23 protein-coding genes and 1 pseudogene are annotated in these 24,021 nt (G+C 68.7%); all 24 read left to right on the top strand.

The genetic code is table 11. From position 1 onward, the window contains the following. Window positions 1–21 precede the first annotated feature (21 nt). The 24 genes and pseudogenes from DFO63_RS00875 to DFO63_RS00760 all read left to right on the top strand — a co-directional run bounded on the left by DFO63_RS00875 (window position 22) and on the right by DFO63_RS00760 (window position 23,848). Window positions 22–630, top strand: coding sequence for a FliH/SctL family protein (locus DFO63_RS00875; protein ID WP_182474407.1), 609 nt, complete (start codon window positions 22–24; stop codon window positions 628–630). Further along, window positions 627–2,021, top strand: coding sequence for a FliI/YscN family ATPase (locus DFO63_RS00870; RefSeq protein WP_049442747.1), 1,395 nt, complete (start codon window positions 627–629; stop codon window positions 2,019–2,021). The genes DFO63_RS00875 and DFO63_RS00870 overlap by 4 nt, the downstream gene beginning before the upstream one ends. Window positions 2,022–2,024: 3 nt before the next feature. After that, window positions 2,025–2,492 (top strand): flagellar export protein FliJ, encoded by a 468-nt coding sequence (gene fliJ / locus DFO63_RS00865; RefSeq protein WP_005416437.1) that lies wholly within the window; start codon window positions 2,025–2,027, stop codon window positions 2,490–2,492. Further along, on the top strand, window positions 2,492–3,658 hold the full coding sequence (locus tag DFO63_RS00860) for a flagellar hook-length control protein FliK (protein WP_119006220.1): 1,167 nt from the start codon (window positions 2,492–2,494) through the stop codon (window positions 3,656–3,658). Before fliJ ends, DFO63_RS00860 begins: the two co-directional genes overlap by 1 nt. 137 nt (window positions 3,659–3,795) lie before the next feature. Continuing rightward, window positions 3,796–4,311: a flagellar basal body-associated FliL family protein gene (locus DFO63_RS00855; RefSeq protein WP_119006219.1), complete on the top strand. Its 516-nt coding sequence runs from the start codon at window positions 3,796–3,798 to the stop codon at window positions 4,309–4,311. Window positions 4,312–4,321: 10 nt separating this feature from the next. Further along, complete coding sequence (fliM, locus tag DFO63_RS00850) at window positions 4,322–5,326, top strand: flagellar motor switch protein FliM (RefSeq protein ID WP_014037106.1); 1,005 nt, start codon at window positions 4,322–4,324, stop codon at window positions 5,324–5,326. Further along, window positions 5,323–5,658: a flagellar motor switch protein FliN gene (gene fliN / locus DFO63_RS00845; RefSeq protein WP_005409543.1), complete on the top strand. Its 336-nt coding sequence runs from the start codon at window positions 5,323–5,325 to the stop codon at window positions 5,656–5,658. Before fliM ends, fliN begins: the two co-directional genes overlap by 4 nt. Further along, the gene (fliO, locus tag DFO63_RS00840) at window positions 5,655–6,074 is read left to right on the top strand and encodes a flagellar biosynthetic protein FliO (protein WP_119006218.1); all 420 of its coding nucleotides are present in this window, start codon (window positions 5,655–5,657) and stop codon (window positions 6,072–6,074) included. Before fliN ends, fliO begins: the two co-directional genes overlap by 4 nt. Window position 6,075: 1 nt before the next feature. Next, window positions 6,076–6,855 carry a flagellar type III secretion system pore protein FliP gene (gene fliP, locus DFO63_RS00835; RefSeq protein WP_119006217.1) on the top strand — a complete coding sequence of 260 codons (780 nt, stop codon included), beginning with the start codon at window positions 6,076–6,078 and terminating at the stop codon, window positions 6,853–6,855. Between the two features lie 84 nt (window positions 6,856–6,939). After that, window positions 6,940–7,209 (top strand): flagellar biosynthetic protein FliQ, encoded by a 270-nt coding sequence (locus tag DFO63_RS00830; protein ID WP_005413254.1) that lies wholly within the window; start codon window positions 6,940–6,942, stop codon window positions 7,207–7,209. 13 nt (window positions 7,210–7,222) lie between these two features. Then, window positions 7,223–8,014, top strand: coding sequence for a flagellar biosynthetic protein FliR (gene fliR / locus DFO63_RS00825; protein ID WP_014037103.1), 792 nt, complete (start codon window positions 7,223–7,225; stop codon window positions 8,012–8,014). A 168-nt stretch (window positions 8,015–8,182) separates the two neighbouring features. Beyond that, window positions 8,183–10,318, top strand: coding sequence for a bifunctional diguanylate cyclase/phosphodiesterase (locus DFO63_RS00820; protein WP_119006216.1), 2,136 nt, complete (start codon window positions 8,183–8,185; stop codon window positions 10,316–10,318). Window positions 10,319–10,451: 133 nt separating this feature from the next. Continuing rightward, the gene (gene flhB / locus DFO63_RS00815; RefSeq protein ID WP_119006215.1) at window positions 10,452–11,582 is read left to right on the top strand and encodes a flagellar biosynthesis protein FlhB; all 1,131 of its coding nucleotides are present in this window, start codon (window positions 10,452–10,454) and stop codon (window positions 11,580–11,582) included. A gap of 44 nt (window positions 11,583–11,626) precedes the next feature. Beyond that, entirely contained in the window at window positions 11,627–13,687 is a 2,061-nt protein-coding gene (gene flhA / locus DFO63_RS00810; protein WP_170871758.1) for a flagellar biosynthesis protein FlhA, read from the top strand. 145 nt (window positions 13,688–13,832) lie between these two features. Continuing rightward, window positions 13,833–15,434 carry a flagellar biosynthesis protein FlhF gene (gene flhF, locus DFO63_RS00805; RefSeq protein ID WP_101765405.1) on the top strand — a complete coding sequence of 534 codons (1,602 nt, stop codon included), beginning with the start codon at window positions 13,833–13,835 and terminating at the stop codon, window positions 15,432–15,434. Further along, window positions 15,421–16,308 (top strand): P-loop NTPase, encoded by an 888-nt coding sequence (locus DFO63_RS00800; protein ID WP_005416424.1) that lies wholly within the window; start codon window positions 15,421–15,423, stop codon window positions 16,306–16,308. Before flhF ends, DFO63_RS00800 begins: the two co-directional genes overlap by 14 nt. Next, window positions 16,305–17,048, top strand: coding sequence for an RNA polymerase sigma factor FliA (locus tag DFO63_RS00795; RefSeq protein ID WP_049443479.1), 744 nt, complete (start codon window positions 16,305–16,307; stop codon window positions 17,046–17,048). The genes DFO63_RS00800 and DFO63_RS00795 overlap by 4 nt, the downstream gene beginning before the upstream one ends. Window positions 17,049–17,105: 57 nt before the next feature. Next, window positions 17,106–17,498, top strand: coding sequence for a chemotaxis response regulator CheY (gene cheY / locus DFO63_RS00790; RefSeq protein ID WP_005413247.1), 393 nt, complete (start codon window positions 17,106–17,108; stop codon window positions 17,496–17,498). Then, a complete protein-coding gene (locus DFO63_RS00785; protein ID WP_006442968.1) occupies window positions 17,498–18,103 on the top strand; it encodes a protein phosphatase CheZ in 606 nt (201 codons plus the stop codon). The genes cheY and DFO63_RS00785 overlap by 1 nt, the downstream gene beginning before the upstream one ends. 2 nt (window positions 18,104–18,105) lie before the next feature. Next, window positions 18,106–19,950 carry a chemotaxis protein CheA gene (locus DFO63_RS00780; protein ID WP_049443478.1) on the top strand — a complete coding sequence of 615 codons (1,845 nt, stop codon included), beginning with the start codon at window positions 18,106–18,108 and terminating at the stop codon, window positions 19,948–19,950. A gap of 90 nt (window positions 19,951–20,040) precedes the next feature. Then, window positions 20,041–20,781, top strand: a complete 741-nt coding sequence (locus DFO63_RS00775; protein ID WP_014037096.1) for a flagellar motor protein — start codon at window positions 20,041–20,043, stop codon at window positions 20,779–20,781. 1 nt (window position 20,782) lies between these two features. Continuing rightward, window positions 20,783–21,628 (top strand): annotated as a pseudogene (gene motD, locus DFO63_RS00770) (flagellar motor protein MotD); the annotation flags it as partial. A gap of 175 nt (window positions 21,629–21,803) precedes the next feature. Continuing rightward, window positions 21,804–22,586, top strand: a complete 783-nt coding sequence (locus DFO63_RS00765) for a ParA family protein (protein ID WP_014037094.1) — start codon at window positions 21,804–21,806, stop codon at window positions 22,584–22,586. Then, window positions 22,583–23,848, top strand: a complete 1,266-nt coding sequence (locus DFO63_RS00760) for a chemotaxis protein CheW (RefSeq protein ID WP_119006214.1) — start codon at window positions 22,583–22,585, stop codon at window positions 23,846–23,848. Before DFO63_RS00765 ends, DFO63_RS00760 begins: the two co-directional genes overlap by 4 nt. Window positions 23,849–24,021: the final 173 nt, after the last annotated feature.

Raw genomic sequence — 24,021 nt, 5'->3', positions numbered from 1 at the left:
GTGCGCTGGCTTGCCCCGGACCTGCTGGCCCAGCCCGAACCGGTGCTGGATCAGGAGGATGCGTTCGAACTCACCGAGCCGGACCCGGAACACGAACCGGAGCCGCCGCTGCAGCTGCCCACCCTGGAAGAAATCCAGGCGATCCAGGACAACGCCGAGAAGGAAGGATTCGATCAGGGCCATGCTGACGGCTACGGCCAGGGCCAGGCCGAGGTGCGTCGCCTCGCCGCGCAGATCGAGGGCATCCTCGACAACTTCAGCCGGCCACTGGTGCGGCTGGAGAACGAAGTGGTCGGCGCACTCGGCGAACTGGCCGTGCGCATCGCCGGCGCGCTGGTCGGCCGCGCCTACGAAGCTGAGCCGGCACTGCTGGCACAGCTGGTCGGCGAAGCGATCGACGCGGTCGGCGGCAGCACCCGCGAGGTGGAAGTGCGGCTGCACCCGGATGACATCGCCGCCCTCGCTCCGCTGTTGAACCTGTCACCGGCGCAGCGCCTGGTACCCGATACCAGCCTCAGCCGTGGCGACCTGCGCGTGCACGCTGAAGCGGTACGCATCGATGGCACCCTGGAAGCCCGCCTGCGCGGCGCGCTGGATGCGGTGATCCGCCAGACCGGAGCAGGCGCATGAACCCGGAATCGCAAGCCGCGCCGCAACCGGCGCCAGCGGCCGACTGGGCCGTGGCCCGCAACCTGCGCCTGGCCAGCCGCCTGGATGGCCTGCGTGTGGACACCGCGCATGGTCGTGGCCTGATCCGCGAGGGCGTGCTGCGCCGCGCGGTCGGGCTCACCCTGGAAGCGGTCGGCTGCGAAGCGCCGCTAGGCGCCAGCTGCAAGGTGGAAGTGGTCGATGGTGGCTGGGTCGATGCCGAAGTGGTCGGCTTCGCCGGCGAGCGCACCTACCTGATGCCCAGCGCCGAACTGCACGGCCTGCTGCCCAACGCGCGGGTGGTACCGTCGGCGCGACGTGGTGGCGTGGAAGTGGGCGAAGGCCTGCTCGGCCGCGTCATCGACAGCGACGGCGTGCCGCTGGATGGCAAGGGCCCGATCCGCGCCGAAGGGCATGTCGGCATGGCCGGCGTCTCAATCAATCCGCTGGCGCGTGAACCGATCACCCAGCCACTGGACGTGGGCGTGCGCGCGATCAACGCGCTGCTGCCGATCGGCCGCGGCCAGCGTGTCGGCCTGTTCGCCGGTTCCGGCGTCGGCAAGTCGACGCTGCTGGGCATGATGACCCGCTACACCGCAGCCGACGTGATCGTGGTCGGCCTGATCGGTGAACGTGGCCGCGAAGTCCGCGATTTCGTCGAGACCACGCTGGGCGAGGAAGGCCTGCGCCGTGCCGTAGTGGTCGCCAGTCCCGCCGACCGGCCGCCGCTGGCACGCCTGCACGGCGCTTACCGTGCCACCGCCATCGCCGAGTGGTTCCGCGACCAGGGCCTGAACGTGCTGCTGCTGATGGACTCGCTGACCCGCTTTGCCCAGGCGCAGCGCGAGATCGGCCTGTCGGTCGGCGAACCGCCGACCACCCGCGGCTATCCGCCCTCGGTGTTCGCCAAGCTGCCGGCGCTGGTTGAACGCGCAGGCAATGGCGCCAAGGGCCGTGGCTCGATCACCGCGTTCTACACGGTGCTGACCGAAGGCGATGATCCGCAGGATCCGATCGCCGATGCAGCGCGCGCGATTCTCGACGGCCACATCCTGCTCTCGCGCCGCGTGGCCGACAGCGGCCTGTACCCGGCCATCGACGTCGAATCGTCGGTCAGCCGCGTGGTCACGGAAATCGCCGATGAACCGTGGCGCCTGCGCATCCGCAAGTTGAAGCGACTGGTCTCGGCCTACTCGGCCAACCGTGACCTGATCGCGATCGGTGCCTACCAGCGTGGTAACGACGCGGCCACCGACGAAGCCCTGGAACGCTGGCCGGAAATCATGGAGTTCCTCGGCCAGGACGTTGCCAAGGCCGCAGATCTCCCGCACAGCCAGGCGGCGCTGCAGCGTCTGGTGGAACAAGAGAGTTAAGCCATGAACCAGTCCAAGCGCATCGATCCCCTGCTCAAGCGGGCCCAGGAACACGAGGACGCGGTCGCCCGCGACCTGGCCGAACGCCAGCGCGTGCTCGACACCCATCTATCGCGACTGGACGAACTGCGCCGCTATGCCGAGGAGTACGCCAACGCACAGATGGCGGCGACCAGCCCGGCGCAGCTGCTGAACCGCCGCGCCTTCCTTGATCGCCTGGACAGTGCGGTCGAACAGCAGCAGGCCACAGTCAACGGCAACCGCGAAAAGGTAGAGGCCGAGCGCGCCCGCCTGATCCTGGCCAGCCGTGACAAGGCGGTGCTGGAGCAGCTGGCCGCCAGCTACCGCGCGCAGGAGAAGGTGGTGACCGACCGCCGCGACCAGCGCGAGATGGACGACATTGGTGCACGGCGCGCGCGCCTGGTGCAGGCCGAAGACCAGGACGGCGCCGAGCAGGGAGGCCGCTCGTGATGCCCGCCCCGCTCGCCAGCAGTGCCAACCCGGCCACGCCCGCGACCAGCAACAGTGCCGCGCGCGCCTCGCGCAGCGAAGGCGGAAAAGACTTCAGCCAGCTGCTGCAGGGCGGTGCGCCCTCCGCGCCGGCGCCTTCCAGCAGCGCCACGACGCCGACGCCCTCCACGCCTGGCCAGCCATCGACCACCGACAGCAATGGCCAGGCACCGGGCGAACGCAGTGCGGATGCTGAAGCGACAACCGCTGAAACGCCGCCACTGCCCCCCGTTGCCCTGACCCCGGCTGGGCCCGGCACCGACAAGGACAAGCCCGCCACGACCGAGGACGCCCCGTGGCCACCGCTCGGCCTGGCCGGCCTGGTGCTGGCGATGCCGACGCCTGCCGATCCGGCCGCCGCTCTGCCGGGCACCGCTGCACCATCACTGGCCAGCGACGGTTCGGCGCTGCCCACTACCTCCGCCGCGACCCCGACACTGCCTGCGGCCGCGCCGGCAGCGGCAACCGCAGCCCCGGTGGCGGCCGACGGCAAACCGGCGGCGCCCAGCGCTGACGACGCCACCGCACTGCCACTGCCGGAGATGATCCTGCCCGGCAAGCGCAGCGAGCGTGGCGAAGGCAGCGACGTGGCCGCCCTCGGCGACCGCGCCAGTGCGCCGCTGCTGCATGCACCGGCCGCGGCCGCCGTGCAGGACCTGAAGGCCGCGCTGGCCACCGGCAATGCGATCTTCAATGGCGAACCCACGCCGAGGCCGGTGCTGGGTGACGATGGCTTCGATCAGGCCATTGGTGCGCGCCTGGGCTGGCTGGCCGACCAGAAGATCGGCCACGCCCACATCCGCCTGAGCCCGGACGACATGGGACCGGTCGATGTGCGCCTGCAGTTGAACGGCGACAAGGTGCACGCCAGCTTCAGCAGCCCGCACGTGGACGTGCGCCAGGCACTGGAAAGCAGCCTGCCGCGCCTGCGCGAGCTGCTGGGCGAACAGGGCTTCCAGCTGGCCCACGCCGATGTTGGCCACCAGGCGCCCGGTGGTGACGGCAATGCGTCGGGCCAGGCCGGTGGCGGCGGCATGGCCGGTGACGGAGAACCGTCGCCGGGCGACGCCAGCGTGTCGTCCGCACAGTTGATCCGCCAGCGCGGGTTGCTGGACGCCTACGCCTGACAGGCGTGCCAACCAAGGTTGGCAGCTACCAGAGCGGGGCGGTCGGCACCCCGGCGGAATTCCGTCGCCCCCCTCTGCCCCGCCTTCGGCACACCCCTTGCATATCCCGGTGAAGCAACCCTCAGGAGCTTCACCCCGTGGCCGCAGCCGCTGACAAAACCAAGAAGACCGCCGAGAAGGACAAGGCCGCCAAGCCGCATAGTCCGATCCTGATCACCGCACTGGTGGCCGTACTGGCCGCCGCTGCCGCTGGTGGCGGCGTGTGGTTCTTCACCCAGTCCAAGCACGAAGAGAAGACCGCGCAGGTGCCGAAGAAGAGCGCCACCCCGGCCCCGGCACAGTACTTCGCGCTGGACCCGGCGTTCGTGGTCAACCTCAACGGCCCGGTCGACGGCCCGCGTTACCTGCAGCTGGAAGTGCAGCTGATGACCCGCGACCCGGCCGCGCTGGAAGCGATCAAGACCCATGCCCCGGCCATCCGCGCGCGCCTGCTGATGCTGTTCTCGCAGGTCAGCCCGGACCAGATCGCCGATGTGGCCGGCAAGCAGAAACTGCAGGCCGATTCGCTGGCCGAGGTGCAGAAAGTGCTCAAGGCCGAGACCGGCAGCAACGGCGCCGACGATCTGCTGTTCACCAGCTTCGTGACCCAGTAAGGGCCCACCGATGAATGATCTGCTGTCCCAGGACGAGATCGATGCCCTGCTCCACGGCGTGGACAGTGGCGCGGTCGAGACCGATGCGGAACCCCCGTCAGGCGAAGCGCGTTCGTACGACTTCGCCAGCCAGGACCGCATCATCCGTGGTCGCATGCCGACCCTGGAAATGGTCCACGAGCGCTTCGCGCGCCTGTGGCGGATCGGCCTGTTCAACCTGATCCGCCGCTCGGCCGAGCTGTCGGTACGCGGCATCGAGCTGATCAAGTTCAACGACTACATGCACTCGCTGTATGTACCGACCAACCTGAACCTGATCCGCTTCAAGCCACTGCGCGGCACCGGCCTGATCGTGTTCGAGCCGACCCTGGTGTTCGCCATCGTCGACAACTTCTTCGGCGGCGACGGGCGCTACCCCACCCGCATCGAAGGCCGCGAGTTCACCGCCACCGAAATGCGGGTGATCCACCTGCTGCTGAAGCAGACCTTCGCCGACCTGCGCGAAGCGTGGGCACCGGTGATGGACGTCGACTTCGAGTACATCAACTCGGAGATCAACCCGCATTTCGCCAACATCGTGACGCCGCGCGAGTACGTGGTGGTGTGCCGCCTGCACGTCGAGCTCGACGGCGGTGGCGGCGACATCCACGTCACCCTGCCTTACTCGATGCTGGAACCGATCCGCGAACTGCTCGACGCCGGCATCCAGAGCGACCGCAACGACCGCGACGAGAGCTGGGGCAAGACCCTGCGTGAACAGCTCAACATCGCCGAAGTCACCCTGTCCAGCGTACTGGCCAGCAAGCGCATGACCCTGCGCGACCTGACCCAGCTGAAGGTCGGCGACATCCTGCCGATCGACCTGAGCCCGCAGGTGCCGCTGTGCGTGGAGAACATCCCGGTATTCACCGGCGAGTTCGGCATCGCCAACGGCATGAACGCCGTGAAGATCACCGCTACCCATCCGCCGGGCACCCGCCCGCGCGTACCCGTCATCCAGGAAGACCCGCAATGAACGATATCGACGCCCTCGAACCGACCCCGGCCCAGTTCAGCAGCCTGCAGGCCGATGAGGCGAACGGTCCGGACCTGAACCTGGACGTGATCCTCGACGTGCCGGTGACCCTGTCGCTGGAAGTCGGTCGTGCCCGCCTGCCGATCCGCAACCTGCTGCAGCTCAACCAGGGCTCGGTGGTGGAACTGGAGCGCGGTGCCGGCGAATCGCTGGACGTATTCGTCAACGGCACCCTGATCGCCCACGGCGAAGTGGTGGTGATCAATGACCGCTTCGGCGTGCGCCTGACCGACGTGGTCAGCCCGAGCGAGCGGATCCGGAGACTGCGTTGAGCCTGCTGGCCTCCACCCTGCTGGCGGCCGGCAAGACCGCCGCGCCGATCGGCCCACAGGTCGGCCAGCACGCGGCCGCTGCACCCAGCCTGTTCGGTGCGGTGCTGGCGTTGCTGGCGGTGCTGGCGCTGGTGATCGGCCTGGGCTGGCTGCTCAAGCGCATGCCCGGTAGCGGCTTCCGCCCGGCCGAAGGCATGAAGCTGGTGGCCAGCCTCAGCGTCGGCGCCAAGGAGCGCGTGGTGGTGGTGGAGGTCAACGGCCAGCAACTGCTGCTGGGCGTCACCGCCGGCGGCATCAACACCCTGCATACCCTGCCCGAACCGTTGCCGCCACCGGCACCGGTGCGCGTGCCGGACTTCAAGAACCTGCCGAATTTCGCCCAGCTGCTGCAGCAGCGGCTGCGCAAGGATCCCTGACATGCGTGTCACCCGTACCCGTTTTGCCACCCTGATGCCGTGGCTGTTGTTGCTTGCCCTGTGCCTGTTGCCGGCGCTGGCATTCGCCGCGCCCGGCGCGCCGACCACCCCGCTGCCGGACATCAACGTTGGCAAGATCGGGGGTGCGCCGGTCAGCCTGCCGCTGCAGACCCTGCTGCTGATGACCGCGATCACCCTGATCCCGTCGATGCTGCTGGTGCTGACCTCGTTCACCCGCATCATCATCGTGCTGGGCCTGCTGCGCCAGGCACTGGGTACCGGCCAGACGCCGTCCAACCAGGTGCTGCTGGGCCTGGCCCTGTTCCTCACCGCGATGGTGATGATGCCGACCTGGGACAAGGCGTGGAGCACCGGCATGGCGCCCTATCTCAACGGTGACATCGACTTCCAGACCGCCTGGACGTTGACCACGCAGCCACTACGCGGGTTCATGCTGGCACAGATCCGCGAGACCGACCTGATGACCTTCGCCGGCATCGCCGGGCACGGCACCTACGCCAGCCCCGATGCGATCCCGTTCCCGGTGCTGGTTGCCTCGTTCGTCACCAGCGAACTGAAGACCGCTTTCGAGATCGGCTTCCTGATCTTCATCCCGTTCGTGATCATCGATCTGGTGGTGGCCAGCGTGCTGATGTCGATGGGCATGATGATGCTGTCGCCGATGCTGGTGTCGGCACCGTTCAAGATCCTGCTGTTCGTGCTGGTGGATGGCTGGGTGCTGACGGTCGGCACGTTGGCGGCCAGCTTCAATCCGGCCTGAGATCCCCCGTAAAGCACAGTCGAGCCTGGCTCGACTCTACATGAGCGTCGCCGGGCAGCGCCCGGCGCTACCGATGGAAAGACGATGTCTCCCGAACTTGCCTTGACCGAATTGCGTGGCGGCCTGATCACCGTGCTGTGGGTAGCCGGCCCGCTGCTGCTCACCGTGCTGGTGGTGGGCGTGGTGGTCGGTGTCGTGCAGGCCGCGACCCAGCTCAATGAACCGACCATCGCCTTCGTCGCCAAGGCGGCGGCGCTGACCGCGGTGCTGTTCGCGCTGGGCAGCCTGCTGATCGGCCACCTGGTTGAATTCACCACGCTGCTGTTCCAGCGCATTCCGCACCTGATCGGCTAGGACACGCGCTTCGATGGACGCCGCCACCCAGATGGCTGCCGACGGCCTGCAGGCCTTCGGCATGATCGGCACCGTGCTGTGGACCATGCTGCGCATCGGCGCGGTGGCCATGGCCATGCCCATGGTGGGGACCCGCGCGGTGCCGTCGCGGGTGCGCGTGGTACTGGCCGGTACCCTGGCCATCGCACTGGCGCCGCTGCTGCCGCCGGTACCGGACTGGACCGGCTTCGACGCTGCCACCGTACTGACCATCGCCCGTGAACTGGCCATCGGCGTATCCATCGGCTTCATGCTGCGGCTGGTGTTCGAAGCCGGTGCGATGGCCGGCGAACTGATCGCCCAGGGCACCGGCCTGGCCTTCGCGCAGATGAGCGATCCGCTGCGTGGTGGCACCTCGGGTGTGATCGGCCAGTGGTTCTACCTGCTGTTCGGCCTGCTGTTCTTCACCGCCAACGGCCACCTCGCATTGATCTCGCTACTGGTGGACAGCTACCGCGCACTGCCGATCGGCGCCCCGCTGCCGGACCCGCACGCCTTCTTCAGCATCGCCCCGACCTTCCTGCTGACCGTGCTGCGTGGCGCCCTGACGCTGGCCATTCCGCTGACCGTGGCGATGCTGGCAGTGAACCTGGCCTTCGGCGTGCTCGCCCGCGCCGCGCCGGCGCTGAATCCGATCCAGCTGGGCCTGCCGGTCTCGCTGCTGCTGGGCCTGTTCCTGCTGGCCCTGCTGGCCGGGGAAATGGGGCCGCCGGTACAGCGCCTGTTCGACGCCGCCTTCCAGGCTGCAGACGCGGTCACACACTGACCCGATCATCACGTATTGCCGCTTGAAGTCCCCCCCGGTCTGCGCGTTAGAGTGAATGCGTGGCGTCCAGGGGGGACGCCGCACCTGGCCGGCGCCGTTCCGCGTCGGCCTGCCTCATGCATGCCCCACCGTGGTTTCCGTCGACAGGCAGGTCCGGGAGACTGACGAATGCTGGTAGGCACGTACAACCCGTGGCTGGTGGCGATCTCGCTGCTGGTCGCCGTGATGGCTTCATACACCGCGCTGGCGATGGCCGGGCGCACGGTGACCGCCCCGGGCAGGGGCGCGGCCTGGTGGTGGCGCCTGGGGGGCGGCTTCGCCATGGGCCTGGGCATCTGGTCGATGCACTTCATCGGCATGCTGGCCTTCGACCTGCCCATTCCATTGGGCTACGACCTTCCCATCACCCTGCTCTCGCTTGCGCTTGCCATCGCCTCATCGGTGTTCGCGCTGTGGCTGGTCTCGCTGCGCACCCTGCCCCACCCGCGGCTGGCCGGCGGCGCCCTGCTGATGGGCACCGGCATCGCCGGCATGCATTACGTCGGCATGGCCGCCATGCGCATGCAGCCAGGCATCGACTACGACCCGGGTTGGCTGCTGTTCTCGCTGATGGTGGCGGTGGCCGCCTCCTGGACTGCGCTGTACGTGGCGTTCCGCCTGCGCGCGCAGCGCACCCGCATCGGTGATCGCCTGGCGGCGGCGGGCCTGCTCGGCCTGGCCATCGTCGGCATGCACTACACCGGTATGGCCGCCGCGCGCTTCCCGGAAGGCAGCATCTGCGGTGCGGCGGTCGGCGATGGCCTGCAGAACGAGTGGCTGGCAATGCTGGTGGTGGTGCTGACCGTGGCGATCCTGGCCGTGGTGCTGGTGGTCTCATGGCTGGACCAGCGCGTGGAGGCGCAACTGCTGCGGCTGCGCAATTCGATGCTGAGCACCTCGTTGACCGATGCCCAGCAGGAACTGACCCAGGCCGCGCTGCATGATCCGCTCACCCGCCTGCCCAACCGCCTGCTGCTGCAGCGGCGCATCGTGCAGGCGCTGGCCGAGGCCGAACAAGGCGGCAACCGCTTCGGGGTGTTGTTCATGGACCTGGACGGCTTCAAGCAGGTCAATGATGCCTATGGCCATCAGGCCGGTGATGCGCTGCTGGTGGCGGTGGCCGAACGCACCCGCCAGCTGCTGCGCCCGCACGACCTGCTGGCACGGCTGGGCGGCGACGAGTTCGTGCTGGTGGTGCGCATCGAGCACGACGAGGACCTGCCGACGCTGGCCCGTCGCATCCTGCAGGCCGTGGGCAGCGGCCCATTGCTGCCGGACAACGAACTGCAGGTGACCGCCAGCATCGGCGTGGCGATCTGCCCGGACCACGCCGCCAGCGAGCGGCAGCTGATGGCCTTCGCCGATGCAGCGATGTACCAGGCCAAGGAATCCGGACGCAACGCCTTCGTGCTGTTCGCCGACTGGATGAACGACAGTGCCGAGCAGCAGTTCCGGCTGCTGGCCGACCTGCGCCGCGCGATCGGCAGCGAACAGCTGTTCCTGCACTATCAACCGAAGATCCGCGTGGCCACGCAGAAGGTGGCGGGCGCCGAAGCCCTGATCCGTTGGCGCCATCCGGACCACGGCCTGATCCCGCCGGACCGCTTCATCCGCCTGGCCGAGCGCAGCGGCGCGATCAACGAGATCGGTCGCTGGGCGCTGGACCAGGCCTGCCAGCAGCTGCGGCGCTGGCACGACGCCGGGCACGACGGCTGGTCGATGTCGGTGAACCTGTCGCCGGTGCAGTTCAGCTCGCCACACCTGCTGCAGGATGTGCGCGAGGTGATCGAGCGCCATGGCATCCCCGCGCGCCACCTGGTGCTGGAGATCACCGAAAGCACGGTGATGCGTGACACCGATACCAGCCTGCGCCTGCTGCAGGCGCTGTCGGCGCTGGGCGTGGGCATCTCCATCGATGATTTCGGAACCGGCTATTCCAGCCTGCTGTACCTGAAGCGGCTGCCGGCCACCGAGATCAAGATCGACCACGCGTTCGTGCGCGACCTGGAACACAGCGCCGAGGACGTGGTGATCGTCTCGGCGATCGTGGCACTGGGCCATGCGCTGGACATGGACATCGTGGCCGAGGGTGTGGAGACCGCCGCCCAACGCGCCTACCTGGAGCGCCTGGGCTGCGACTTCCTGCAGGGATACCTGCTCGGCCGCCCGGTCGACGCGGCGCGCTTCATGCAGCTGCACGACCTGCCCCGGCCGCGGGTGGAGCTGGCGCAGAGCCCGCCGCCCAGCGACAGCGCCCCCCTGTAGCCGAGCCCGCGCCCGCCGGCCACGGCATAGCTACCGGTGCCTGCTCTGGTGGGTGCCAACCTTGGTTGGCACATGAACCCATCACGGAACACTTCTTGCACGCACCCTGGCATCCCCTGCCGCAGTGCCCGTGATGTCCGAGAACGAATCCGCCGGCGAAAAGACCGAACAACCTACCGAAAAACGCCTGCGCGATGTCCGTGAACAGGGCAACCTGCCGCGTTCGCGCGAACTTGGCACCGCCGCCGTGTTCGGCGCCGGCGTGCTGGCGGTGATGGCCATGAGCGGCTCGATCGGCCGTGGCGCCACGGCCTGGATGAAGCACGCGCTCAGCCCGGAACAGAGCCTGCGGCAGAACCCGAAGGAACTGTTCGGTCACTTCGGCGACCTGTTGCTGCAGTTCATGCTGGTGATCGCACCGCTGGTGCTGGTCTGCCTGCTGGCCAGCTTCGTCGCACCGCTGGTGATGGGTGGCCTGCGCTGGTCGCAGAAGGCGCTGCTGCCCGACATCAACCGCATGAACCCGATGAGCGGGCTCAAGCGCCTGTATGGCCCCGAGGCCATCGCTGAATTCACCAAATCGCTGCTGCGCGTGGCCTTCGTCGGTGTTGCCGCTGGCCTGGTGGTGTGGACCGGCTTCGATACCCTGCGCGGGCTGATCCACCACCCGCTGGAGACCGCCATTACCGACGGCCTCGGCTTCACCCTGCGCCTGCTGCTGGCCACCGCCGGCGCCATGCTGGTGCTGGCCGCCATCGATGCCCCGTACCAGCGCTGGAACTGGATGCGCAAGCTGAAGATGACCCGTGAAGAGCTGCGCCGGGAAATGAAGGAAAGCGAGGGCAGCCCCGAGGTGAAGGGCCGCATCCGCCAGCTGCAGCAGCAGATGGCCAACCGCCGGATGATGGAAGCGGTGCCCACCGCCGACGTGGTGGTGGTCAACCCCACCCACTATGCGGTAGCCCTGAAATACGAGGGCGGCGCCATGAACGCCCCCACCGTGGTCGCCCTGGGCGTGGACGAGACCGCCCTGCGCATCCGTGAAGTGGCCGACGGCAACAAAGTCGCGATCGTCTCTGCCCCGCCTTTGGCACGCGCCTTGTATCGGGAAGGCCAACTCGGAAAGGAAATCCCCGTGAGACTGTATTCGGCCGTCGCCCAGGTCCTGTCCTACGTCTACCAGCTGCGCGCCTGGCGCACTGGCCCGATGCCGGACGCCCCGCACATCCAGGTGGATGAATTCGGCAAGGGAGGCCGCCCGTGAGCGCCCAGCCCTCCGCCGGTTTCAACACCCGCCGCGCCCTGGAAATGATCCGTCAGGGCCTTGGCGCACCGCTGATCGTGCTGGCCCTGCTGGCCATGGTCGTGGTGCCGCTGGCCGCGCCGGTGCTCGATGCGCTGTTCACCTTCAACATCGCCATCTCGCTGATGGTGCTGCTGGCGGTGGTCTACGTGAAGCGCCCGCTGGACTTCACCATCTTCCCGATCGTGCTGCTGATCACCACCATGCTGCGGCTGGCGCTGAACGTGGCCTCCACCCGCGTGATTCTGCTGAACGGCCAGAACGGCCACGACGCCGCGGGCAAGGTCATCGCCGCGTTCGGCGAGTTCGTGATCGGCGGCAACTACGCGGTCGGCATCGTGGTGTTCGCGATCCTGACCATCATCAACTTCGTGGTCATCACCAAGGGCGCCGGCCGCGTCTCGGAAGTGACTGCGCGCTTCATCCTCGACGCGATGCCCGGCAAGCAGATGGCGATCGACGCCGACCTCAACGCCGGTTTGCTGACGCGTGAAGAAGCCAAGCTGCGCCGCGAAGAAGTCCGCGAGGAAGCCGACTTCTACGGTGCGATGGACGGTGCCAGCAAGTTCATCCGCGGCGACGCCATTGCCGGCATCCTGATCCTGTTCATCAACATGCTCGGCGGCCTGGCCGTGGGCGTGCTGCAGCATGGCATGCCATTCGGCGAAGCCGCTGCCACCTACACCCTGCTGTCGATCGGTGACGGTCTGGTGGCGCAGCTGCCGGCCCTGCTGGTCTCCAGCGCCGTGGCGATGCTGGTTACCCGCGCCTCGCGCTCGCAGGACATGGCCCAGGCCATGACCGGCCAGGTGTTCGGCCAGTACCGTGCGCTGGCGATCACCGCCGGCATCATCGGCGTGGTCGGCCTGGTGCCGGGCATGCCCAACGTCGCTTTCCTGACGCTGTCCGCGATCCTCGGTTTCATCGCCTGGAAGGTGTACCGCAAGGGCAAGGCCCCGGCTGCCGATGCGGCGGGCGCTGGCACCGATGCTGCCGCGCTCAACGCACTCGGCCGCCCAGCCGCACCCGCACCGACCGCCGAACTGAGCTGGGACGAACTGCGCCCGGTCGATCCGCTGGGCCTGGAGGTCGGCTACCGGCTGATTCCGCTGGTGGACAGCAACCAGGGCGGCGAACTGATGGCACGCATCAAGGGCGTGCGCCGCAAGCTGACCCAGGATGTCGGCTTCCTGATCCCGTCGGTGCACATCCGCGACAACCTGGAACTGCCGGCCAACGGCTACCGCGTGCTGGTGCACGGCGTGCCGGTGGCCACCGCCGAGATCCATCCTGATCGCGAACTGGCGCTGGACCCGGGCAGTGCGCTCGGCGCGCTGGAAGGCATCGCCGGCAAGGACCCCGCGTTCGGCCTGGATGCCACCTGGATCCAGCCGCACCAGCGCGCCCAGGCCGAAACGCTGGGCTACACCGTGGTCGATCCGGCCACTGTGGTCGCCACCCATCTGTCGCACCTGATCCGCGAGCACGCGCCGGAACTGCTCGGCCACGAAGAAGTGCAGCACCTGCTGGCCAACCTGGCCAAGAGCGCGCCGAAGCTCGTCGAAGATCTGACGCCGAAGGCGCTGCCGCTGTCGGCAGTGGTGCGCGTGCTGCAGAACCTGCTGGTCGAGCGCATTCCGATCCGCCAGCTGCGCAAGATCGCCGAAGCACTGGTCGAACACGCGCCCAGCAGCCAGGACCCGGCCGTGCTGACCGCCGCCGTGCGCACCGCGCTGGGCCGCTTCATCGTGCAGGAGATCGCCGGAATGTCGGCGGAGCTGCCGGTGTTCACCCTCAACCCGCAATTGGAACGTGTCTTGCAGGAGTCCACGCAGGGCAACGGCGCCGCGCTGGAACCCGGACTCGCTGAGCGACTGCACCAGAGCCTGGCCGAATGTGTCAGCAAGCAGGAAGCCCGCAACGAGCCCGCGGTCGTGCTGGTACCTGGCCCGGTGCGCGCCGCGCTGGCCCGCCTGGTCCGCCACAGCGTTCCGTCGCTGTCGGTCCTGGCCTACAGCGAGGTGCCGGAGGACAAGCGCCTGAAGCTGGTCGGAACGATCAGCTGACGCCGCCCTCCGATGCGCCAGAAAACAGACACCACTTTCGAACCAACGCAACAGACAGATACCAAGGGGAACCCGCACCGTGCAGACCACCGACCACCCGAGTTCTCCGACCGCCACCCCGCCGTCTTCGTCCCGTGACCACAGCATGAAAATCAAACGATTCGTCGCCGCCGACATGCGCTCGGCCATGAACCTGGTGCGCAAGGAACATGGTCCTGACGCCGTGATCCTGTCCAACCGCCGGATCGAGGAAGGTATCGAGATCGTCGCCGCCGCCAACTACGACGAGAGCGCCGTGCAGCGTGCACTGGAAGCCTCGCGCCGTGATGTCGCACCGCCGCCGGCCCCCAAGCCGCGCACCGCCGCCGACGCGGTGATCGCCGCCGTCACCCGCCGCCGCAGCAGCACCCCGGCGCCGGAACCGGTCGCCGCCACCACCTCGGCCGTCGCCGCCCTCGCCCGCGCCGCCGTCGGCGCCACCGGCCGCACCCTGGACAGCGCCGACGAGATCGTGCCGACCCGCGGCAGCACCGGCTTCGCCGCCACCCTGGCGCGTGCCGCCGTCAACGAACCGGCGCTGCCGGACCAGATCTTCGCCCCGTTCGCCGAAGCCATCGTCGCACCGGCCAACCGCGCCCGCTTCCAGATCGACCCGCCGCATGAGACGCATCACGAAAGCGCGGCGCCGGCCGTGCAGCCGCCGCCGCTGCCGACCGCTGTCGTGACCGATGCACAGCCAGATATCGCCGCCAGCGAACCGGCAGCGGTCGAAGCCGTCGTCGAGGCCAGCCCGGCCCCGATGCTGGCCCCGGCACCGACGCTGACCGTGGTCGCCCAGGACGACGCCGAGATCCGCCAGCTGCGCCAGGAAGTGGCCGGCATGCGCCAGGTGATCGAGCGCGAGATGAACCGCTTCACCGACGAGCGCCTGCGTGGCTGCCCGGTGCGCGCCACCGCGCTGGACCTGATGGACGAATACGGCTTCGATGCCGGCCTGGCCCGCGACGTGGCCATGCAGATCCCGCTGGAGACCGAGGCCCACCGCGGCCGCGGCCTGATGCTGGGGCTGATCTCGCGCAAGCTGCCGATCGCTCCGGTCGACCCGCTGGAAGAAGGTGGTGTGATCGCCCTGGTCGGACCGACCGGCGCCGGCAAGACCACCACCATCGCCAAGCTGGCCTCGCGCTTCGCCGAGAAGCACGCACCGCGCGACGTCGCCCTGGTCACCACCGACACCACCCGCATCGGTGCCCGTGAGCAGCTGTATGGCTACGGCCGCCAGCTCGGCATCGCCGTGCACGAGGCCAACAGCGGCACCGACCTGGACCAGCTGCTGGAACGCCTGAAGGACTACAAGCTGGTGCTGATCGACACCGCGGGCCTGGGCCCGCGCGACCGTGCCCTGGCCGCCCAGCTGCAGTGGCTGCGCGCCGCCCGCCAGGTCCGCACCCTGCTGGTGCTGCCGGCCAACACCAGCTTCGGCGACATGGACGAGGTGGTGCGCCGCTTCGGTGCGGCCAACCTGCAGGGGCTGGTGCTGAGCAAGCTGGACGAGACCGGCCGCTTCGGCAACGCCCTGTCGGTGGCCGTGGACCACGCCCTGCCGATCACCTGGGTGACCGATGGCCAGGACGTCCCGGAGGACCTGCACCGGGCCAGTGCAGCCAATCTTGTACTTCGCCTTGAAGATTTGCGCCGAGCGGCCGATATGCCCTGCAACCCGGAGTTGAACCATGCCGTCGCGTGAGTACGCCAAGCTGACCAAGACCTTCCCGCTGTCGGCCACCCGCAGCGAGCCGCTCGGCCCTGTGCGCACCATTGCCGTGACCGGCGGCAAGGGCGGCGTGGGCAAGACGAATGTGTCCGCCAACCTGGCCGTGGCGCTGGCCGGCATGGGCAAGCGCACGCTGCTGCTGGACGCCGACCTCGGCCTGGCCAACATCGACGTGATCCTGGGGCTGAACCCCACCTTTACGCTGGCCGACCTGGTTGCCGGCCGCTGCTCGCTGGACGACGTCATCGTCGAAGGCCCGAACGGCGTGCTGGTGGTCCCGGCCGCATCGGGCCGCCGGCACATGGCCGAACTGGCCCCGGCCGAGCATGTCGGCCTGGTCAACGTGTTCTCCGAACTGGAACGCGAGCTGGACATCATGGTGGTCGATACCGCCGCCGGCATCACCGACGGCGTGCTGACCTTCTGCCAGGCCGCGCAGGACACCGTAGTGGTGGTCTGCGATGAGCCGGCTTCAATCACCGACGCCTACGCACTGATCAAGGTGCTGTCGCGCGAACGTGGCGTGGACCGCATCCAGGTGGTGGCCAACATGGTGCGTGACCCGAACGAGGGCCGCGTGCTGTACGAGAAGCTGACCCGCGTCTGCGAGAAGTTCCTCGCCGATGTCTCGCTGAACTACCTGGGCTGCGTGCCGCAGGATGACTGGCTGCGCCTGTCGGTGCAGCGCCAGCAGCCGGTGGTGAAGGCCTATCCGTCCAGCCCTTCGGCGCTGGCGATCACCGAGATCGCGCGCCGCACCGCACGCTGGCAGGCACCGACCGAACCGCGTGGCGGTGTCGAGTTCTTCCTCGAACGCATTCTCAAGCAGCGCGGGGTGGCCGCATGAAAGGCGCAGCCCAGTACAGGGAAGTCCAGCGCTCGGCGGCCAACGAGGTCATCGCCCAGCACTCGGACCTGGTGCGGCGCATCGCCCACCACCTGGCCGCGCGCCTGCCGGCCAGCGTCGAAGTCGATGATCTGATCCAAGCCGGCATGATGGGCCTGATCGAAGCCTCGCGCAGCTATGACGCCGACCAGGGCGCGTCGTTCGAGACCTATGCCTCGATCCGCATCCGCGGCTCGATGATCGACGAGATCCGCCGTGGCGACTGGGTGCCGCGCTCGGTGCACCGCCGTGCCCGCGATGCCGCCGCCACCATCCGCCGCCTGGAACAGAGCACCGGCCGTGCCGCCAGCGCCACCGAAGTGGCCGCCGCGATGGAGATGCCGCTGCCCGAATACCTGCGGCTGATGGAAGACGCCGCACGTGGCCAGGTGCTGAGCCTGGAGTCGCGCATCGAAGACCAGGGCGAACTGGACACCGTCGCCCAGGGTGGCCCGACCCCGCAGCAGGTGCTGGAGCGCGGCGAGTTCGGCCGCGAGCTGGGCAAGGCCATCGGCCACCTGCCCGAGCGCGAACAACTGGTGCTCTCGCTCTACTACGAGCAGGAGCTGAACCTGAAGGAGATCGGCGCGGTGCTCGGCGTGAGCGAATCGCGGGTCTGCCAGATCCACGGCCAGGCCGTGCTGCGCCTGCGCGGCCGGCTGAAGATATTCGAGGCCGTCGACGCCGGCCTGGAAGAATGAACATCCCCGAGGCGGCTGCCCCCGGCCGCCCGGAATGAACAACAAAGGAACTCTGCTTTGAACAAGAACATGCGCATCCTGATCGTCGACGACTTCTCGACCATGCGTCGAATCGTCAAGAACCTGCTGGGCGATCTGGGCTTCACCAACACCGCCGAAGCCGAGGACGGGCATGCCGCGCTGTCGCTGCTGCAGAGCCAGCCGTTCGATTTCGTCGTCACCGACTGGAACATGCCGGTGATGACCGGCATCGAACTGCTCAAGGCGATCCGTGCCGATGCCAAGCTGAAGACCCTGCCGGTACTGATGGTCACCGCCGAAGCCAAGCGCGAGCAGATCATTGAAGCGGCCCAGAACGGCGTGAACGGCTACATCATCAAGCCGTTCACCGCGCAGACGCTGGAAGAAAAGCTCGGCAAGATCTTCGAACGCCTGGCGGCCAGCGCCTGATGGATACCACGGTCGACAAGAACGCCCTCGCCCTGCGCCTGCAGGAGGCCCTGGACGCACTGGAGTCCGGTGACGAAGCCGCGTGGCGGCAACGCATCGACGGACTGGTCGCGCTGCGCACGCAGCCGATGATGAGCGGCCTCTCGCGGCTCGCCCGCGAGCTGGGGCAGGCGCTGGGTGAACTGCCGACCGTGCCCAGCGAAGCCGGCGAACTGGACGATGCCTGCGCACGCCTGGACCACGTGGTGGCGATGACCGAACAGGCCACCCACCGTACCCTGGACCTGGCCGAGGAATGCCGCAGCCTGACCGAACAGCTGCGCGCCGAAGGCCTGCAGCCGGGCCAGGACGCGCAGCTCGAGCGCATCCGCCACAACCTCACCGAGATCGCCCTGACGCAGAGCTACCAGGACCTGACCGGGCAGATCATCCGTCGCGTAGTGGGCATCGTCCGCCGCGTGCACGAAGGCTTCGGCGCGCTCGGCCTGCCGCCGGAACAGCATCGCACCGACCCGGAACTGGCCGGGCCGGCACTGAAAGGACTGGACCGCCACGCGGTCTCGCAGAACGACGCCGACGACCTGTTGTCGGATCTGGGGCTGTAAGCATGAGCGCGGTATCCGACGACATCACTGCCGATTTCATCATCGAGGCACAGGAAATCCTGGATCGCCTCGGCGAACAGCTGGTGTCGCTGGAGCAGGCACCGCAGGACACCGAACAGCTCAACGCGGTGTTCCGCGGCTACCACACGCTCAAGGGCGGCGCCGGTTTCCTCGGTGTCACCGCCATGGTCGAGCTGTGCCACGCCGCTGAGGAAGCGTTGGGCGCTGCACGTGCCGGCCAGGCCGTGCTGCAGGCCCATCACTTCGACGCCGCCCAGCAATCGCTGGACTACCTGCAGTCGATGCTGGATGCCGTGTCTTCCGGCACCGAGCCGGGCTATGCACCGCCTGACCTGATCGCCCAGTTCGACGTGCATGGCGGTGCCGTGGCTGCACCCGCCGCCGCAGCAGCGCCCGCTGCGGGAGGCAGCGACCTGATCACCGACGACGAGTTCGAGGCCCTGCTCGACCAGCTGCACGGCGGCAACGCACCGACTGCGGTGGCGCCGGCAAAGAAGGCCGACGACGGGCTGATCAGCGAGGACGAGTTCGAAGCCCTGCTCGACCAGCTGCACGGTGGCGCCGCACCCGGCGCCAAGCCCGCGGCGGCGGCGGCACCGGCACCGATCGCCGCCCCGCGCCCGGCGGCCGCACCGGCACCGGCGGCCAAGCCCGCCGCCAAGCCGCTGGCCGAGGCCGAACACACCGTGCGCGTGGACACCAAGCGCCTGGACGCGATCGTCAACCTGATCGGCGAACTGGTGCTGTCGCGCAACCGGCTCAAGACCCTGCGTGCGCGCTTGCGCGACGAGGAGCTGGACCGCGCCGTGTCCACCCTGGACATCGCCACCGCGCGCCTGCAGTCGGCGGTGATGCGTACCCGCATGCAGCCGGTGGGCAAGGTATTCTCGCGCTTCCCCAAGGTCGCCCGCGACGTCGCCCGCTCTCTGAAGAAGGAAGTGGACCTGGAGCTGATCGGCGCCGAGACCGAGCTCGATCGCAACCTGGTCGAAGCGCTGGCCGACCCGCTGGTGCACCTGGTCCGCAACGCCATCGACCATGGCGTGGAAATGCCCGACCTGCGCGAAGCACAGGGCAAGCCGCGGATGGGCCATGTGCGGTTGTCGGCGCAACAGGAAGGTGACTACGTCAGCATCGAGGTGCAGGACGATGGCGCCGGCATCGACCCGGAAAAGCTGCGCGCGAAGGCACGCGAGAAGGGCCTGATCGATCCGGAGGCCGCCGCCCGCCTGAGCAGCGAGGAGTGCCTGCACCTGGTGTTCCTGCCCGGCTTCTCGACCAAGCAGCAGGTCACGGATATTTCCGGCCGCGGCGTTGGCATGGACGTGGTGCAGTCGCGCATCCGCGAACTGAGCGGCCAGATCCAGATCCAGTCGGAGCTGGGCCGCGGCAGCCGCTTCCTGATCCGCGTGCCGCTCACCCTGGCGATCCTGCCGACCCTGCTGGTGCAGGCCGGCGAGGACGTCTATGCGCTGCCGCTGGCGCGCGTGATGGAAGTGCTGCACGCACCGCGCACCTCGCTGGGCTGGTTCGATGGCCGCGCCGTGCTCGACCGCCGTTCGCACACGCTGCCACTGGTCGATCTGCGCCAGTGGCTGGATGTGACGCCCGCCGCGTCGACCCTGCTGACCATCGTGGTGCTGCAGGCCGGCGAAGCGCGCTTCGGCCTGGTCGTGGACCAGGTGCGCGGGCGCGAGGAAGTGGTCATCAAGCCACTACCGAAAGCCCTGCGCGGCCTGCGCGGTTACGCCGGTGCAACCTTGATCGGCGATGGTCGCATGGCGCTGATCCTGGACGTGGACGGCCTGCGCAGCCCGCACGACTGACCCGCTTGCTGAACCCGTAAAACTGTGAAGTCGCACCAGTAGCCCGTACCGGTGTCTCAAGTCCCATTCATACAAGCCGATACCGGATCCATGGATAGACTCAGCCTCATTGGACTCTTTCTCGCCCTGGCCTCGCTGGTCGGTGGCAGCATCCTCAAGGGCGCCGGCCTGGCGTCGTTGTGGTCGCCTGCGGCGTTCGTGATCGTCATCGTCGGCACCGTGGCCGCGATCCTGCTGCATACCTCGCCGGCGGTGTTCAAGCATGCGTTCAAGATCGTGCGCTGGGTCGTGCGCCCACCGCACAGCGATCGTCGCGAGCTGATCCAGCAGATCGTCGAGTGGAGCAACATTGCCCGCCGCCAGGGCCTGCTGGGCCTGGAATCGCAGGTGGAAGCACAGCAGGACCCGTTCCTGCGCAAGGGCCTGCAGCTGCTGGTGGACGGTGTCGAGCCCGAATCGATGCGGCACATGCTGGAGATCGAACTGGGCAGCCAGGAACACCAGGACCAGGCCGGCGCCAAGGTGTTCGAGGCGATGGGCATCTATGCACCGACGCTCGGCATCATCGGTGCCGTGCTCGGCCTGATCGCGGTGATGAAGAACCTGGCCGACCCCAGCAAGCTCGGCCACGGCATCGCCGCTGCGTTCACCGCAACGATCTACGGCATCGCCTCGGCCAACCTGCTGTTCCTGCCGATCTCGGCCAAGCTCAAGAGTGTGATCTCGCACAACACGCGCGACCGCGAAATGGTCATCGAAGGCCTGATCTCGATCGCCCAGGGCGAGAACCCGCGCAACATCGAAACCAACCTCTCCGGCTTCCTGCACTGACATGGCCCGCCGCAAGCACCACGAAGAGCACGCCAACCACGAAGCATGGGCGATCCCCTATGCCGACCTGATGACGCTGCTGCTCGCCTTCTTCGTGGTCATGTACGCGATTTCCTCGGTCAACGAGGGCAAGTACCGGATCATGGCCGACGCGCTCACCGATGCCTTCGGCGGCGCACCGCGCACGATCAACCCGGTGCAGGTCGGCAACAAGCAGGTGCAGGGCGGCGGCTGGGACAGCCCGTCGGTGATCAAGTCCGGCACCAAGGTCGGCCCGTCCGCACCGGCGCCCTCGCACGACCCGACGCTGCTGCCGTCGATGGCCTCGCAGATGCGCATGCCGGTTTCGGTGCACAACCAGGAACAGATCGCGCGCGCCGAGCGCCAGCTCAACACCATCGCCGACCGCCTGACCGCCGCGCTGGCGCCGCTGATCGACCGCGGCATGATCAGCGTGCGCCGCACGGAACTGTGGATCGAAGTCGAGATCAACAGCGACATCCTGTTCCCGACCGGCTCGGCCGCGCTGGACGTGCACGCGCGGCAGACCCTGGCCAGCCTGGCCGAGGTGCTGCGCGACGTACCCAACAGCGTGCGCGTGGAAGGCCACACCGACAACGTGCCGATCGCCACTGCCACCTTCCCGTCCAACTGGGAGCTGTCGGCCGGACGCGCCGCCAGCGTGGTGCACCTGTTCGCCGACCAGGGCGTGCAGCCGTCGCGGCTGGCGATGGTCGGCTACGGCCAGTTCCGCCCCCGCGAAGAGAATGACAGCGCGCAGGGCCGCAACCGCAACCGCCGGGTCATGGTCATCATCCTGGCCGACACCTCGCACTCGGTGGATCCGCTGGGCCAACGCCTGAACGCGGCCACCGGCGCCACCGACAGCACCGCCACCGAACAGGCCGCAGCAACGCCGGCCAGCGCCCCCACCTCCCCCATCGCACCGGTGACGTTGCCGCCGGTGCCGGCTGGCAGCCGCGTCGGCGCCGCCGTCCCCCCGGCAATGAAGGAGTAATCCGATGCGCATCTGGGCAGTCGCCAACCAGAAGGGCGGAGTCGGCAAGACCACCACCACCCTCGCCCTCGGCCGTGGCCTGGCCGCGCTCGGCCATCGCGTGCTGCTGATCGACCTCGATCCGCATGCCTCGCTCAGCCGCGCCTTCGGCGTGCCGGTGGATCCGCCGCCGGCCGGCGTGCTGGAACTGTTCGGCGCACCGCCCGCCGACCTTGCCAGCCTGTGCCATGCCAGCAACATCCATGGCCTGGACTACGTCTGCGCGCAGTCGGCGCTGGCGACACTGGAACGCCGCAGCGCCAACCAGCCCGGTCTCGGCCTGGCCCTGCAGAACGCCCTGGCGCGCCACCAGGGCCAGCACGACTACATCCTGCTGGATTGCGCACCGACCCTCGGCCTGCTGATGATCAACGCGCTGGCCGCAGCCGATCGCCTGATCATCCCGACCCAGGCCGAGCCGCTGGCCCTGCACGGTCTGGATGGCATGGTCCGCACCGGCGAGATGGTCGAACGTTCGCGCCGCCGCCCGCTGCCGATCTCGATCCTGCCCACCCTGTTCGACCGCCGCACCCGCGCCGGCAACGAGTCGCTGCGCACCATGCAGGACCGTCATGGCAGCCGCGTGTGGGAAGACGCGATTCCGATCGACACCCGCATCAGCAACGCCGCCGGCCTGACCCTGCCGAGCGTCGGCGAGGACTACCCCGGCCGGGGCCTGGCCGCCTACCGCCGCGCCTTGAACTGGATCCTCGGGGAGGACGCCCGCGCCCTGGAGCAGGCCGCATGAACAGCACCGGCATCCTCGACGACTACCTGGACGAACTGCTGGGCGAGGCGATCGCCCCGGCCGCCGCTGCCGTGCCCGCGCCGATCAGCGCCGCCCCGGCCAAGGCGACCGAAGCCGCCGCCGAACGCGAGCCGACCTGGGATGACCTGCCGGCCGAGGTGATCTACGAAACCGAAACCGAGACCGTTGCCGCTACCCCTGCCGTGGACAACGCCGCACTGGAAGCCGCTTTCGATGCCGCCTCCGCGCCCGTCAGCGTGATCGATGCAGAACGCGAACCCACCTGGGACGATCTGCCGGCCGAAGTGATCTACGAAACGGATGCCGTCGTCGCGGCCCCGGTCGAGGATGAGGCAGCGCTGGAGGCGGCCTTCGAGGCCGCCGCCGCACCGGACAGCATCGCGACCGCCGAACGCGAGCCGACCTGGGATGACCTGCCCGACGAAGTCATCCACGAAACCGCGCCGGCACCCGCTGCAGCCGCTGCGAACACCGGCCCGGAACCCACCTGGGACGATCTGCCGGACGAAGTGATCTACGAGACCGATCCGGCGGACAGCCATCGTCTCGCCCACACCGACAGCCCTGGCCTGCAGGCCGCCTTCGAGGCGGCCGCCGGTGGCGAAGACGTTCCCACGCCGCCGCCCGCCGTGGTCGCAGCGCCAGTGGCACCACCGGCGGCACGCCCTGCACCGGCCCCGGCCGCACGCGCCGCCACACCGCCGCCGCGCGTCGCCGTCGATGCACCCGCAGGCAACCGCCCCGGCACCTGGCAGGAACTGCAGGCGCAGGCCCACCAACCGGCCCGCAGCCCGCATCCGCAGAACCGTCGCGCCGGCGAACGCACCTCGCGCTGGCTGCGCCTGCGCTGCGGCACCCAGGCCTATGCCCTGGAACTGCTGAAGGTCCAGGAGGTCGTGCTGCCGGTGCCGCTGCTGCCGTTGCGCGGCACCGCTGCCGCCATGCTGGGCATCATGAACCTGCGCGGCCAGGTGGTCCCGGTGATGGACCTGGGCCTGCACCTGGGCGCGGCCGCCGCCGAGGACGACGCCCAGACCCGCATCGTGGTGCTGGAAGAAGACGGCGAGACGATCGGCCTGCGCGTGTCGGCAGTGGAAGATGTCGCCAACCTCACCGATTCGCAGATCGAGCCGCCCGATACCGCACGCATCTGCCAGATCTCCAACGACCTGTTCCGAGGCGTGGCCCGGGTCAGCCAGCGCCCGATGATCCTGCTCGACGCCACCCGGCTGCTGAGCTGAGCCGCAACGAAAAAGGGGACGGAGGGGATTAAGTCGCAACTGGCTCGGCGGTTTGCGCGGTCGCTGTTGCTACTGGCAATCGCAGAGCGGCGCGGCCGTTTGCGACTTAATCCCCTCCGTCCCCTTTTCAAGGGCGACCCGAAAAGCACCGCATCGACGCACCGCGTCGATTC

The organism is Stenotrophomonas sp. AG209, from assembly GCF_003550055.1.
Taxonomy (GTDB): domain Bacteria; phylum Pseudomonadota; class Gammaproteobacteria; order Xanthomonadales; family Xanthomonadaceae; genus Stenotrophomonas.
This window is presented reverse-complemented; position numbering and strand designations above follow the sequence as displayed.